The 885-nt window shown below is 66.4% G+C and carries 3 protein-coding genes; 1 reads left to right on the top strand and 2 read right to left on the bottom strand.

What is annotated here, in order from left to right:
* Positions 1 to 165: helix-turn-helix domain-containing protein (locus tag IF89_RS49525; protein WP_324605416.1), on the bottom strand; the 165-nt coding region annotated here is incomplete at its 3' end.
* A 154-nt stretch (positions 166 to 319) separates the two neighbouring features.
* Entirely contained in the window at positions 320 to 466 is a 147-nt protein-coding gene (locus IF89_RS46785; protein ID WP_158718150.1) for a hypothetical protein, read from the bottom strand.
* Between the two features lie 226 nt (positions 467 to 692).
* Here IF89_RS46785 and IF89_RS49250 point away from each other — a divergent pair, with 226 nt between their 5' ends.
* Complete coding sequence (locus IF89_RS49250) at positions 693 to 818, top strand: hypothetical protein (RefSeq protein WP_267882130.1); 126 nt, start codon at positions 693 to 695, stop codon at positions 816 to 818.
* Positions 819 to 885 lie beyond the last annotated feature (67 nt).

Genomic DNA, 885 nt, shown 5'->3' with positions numbered 1-885 from the left:
CCAGGCGCGACGCCAGCGTTCCACCGACCGCACACTCACCCGCAGGTCCTTCGCGATCACCGCGGTCTTCTCACCCGCCGCGAATCCCTCGCCGGCTTGAAGCCGGACCCCCTCACCAAAAGCCCGACGCTCAGCGGTCAGGCCCCCACCCTCCGGATAACGCATACCACCGGGATACCGCAAGGATCATAAACCGTCACCACCCGACGACAACCCGCAAAGCTCAGTAGATGCAGGGTGAGGACAGCCTGGATCAGGCTGGTGATCCGGGTGGTCGAGCTCCGCAGTGCCACGCCGTGGCGTGGCCCCACCAGCGGTATTAGCTGCGGCTGCCAGCGACCTCCCTGGGCGAGAGGTCGAGGTTCGTGGAATACAGGACGTCCAGGGACTTGGCGGGTGGAGGTTCCACGGTGCGCGAGGGGAAGGGGATCACCTGTGCCTCGTGTTCCTCCTCGAGGTCGTCCACCCCTTCTCCTCCGGTGCGGGCGGGCGTCGGCCACTGCAGAGCCTGCTGCTGTCTCGCGGCGGCCCCTCCCAGCCGACGGTGTGTTGGGGTGCCGGTAAGAACTCGGTCACCAGCCGCAAACGGCGGCGATCTTCGAGGGCGTCATCCGTGTGGGTGAGTCCGAGGCCCTACGGCTGCGGCGGGTGAAGCCCTGCGAGGACGATCGGCGATCGTGGCCCGTACCTCGTTGGACCTGGATGAACTGGTCGAGCACTGGACGCTGTGGCAGAACGAGCAGGTGCTCGTGTCCGGCAAGCGCGGTGCGACGCGACTGGGCTTCGCTGAGGTGACCCCTGGGGTGTGGACACTCTGACAATGGATCTTGTGGGTCCGAGGAAGGGTGTCCTGGTGGGACGTAGGTCTCCGTATCCGGAGGAGTT

It is taken from the genome of Streptomyces sp. NRRL F-2664, assembly GCF_000719345.1.
Lineage (GTDB): Bacteria > Actinomycetota > Actinomycetes > Streptomycetales > Streptomycetaceae > Streptomyces.
Note: the sequence above shows the minus strand (reverse complement) of the source record. Positions and strands in the feature narration are given on the sequence as shown.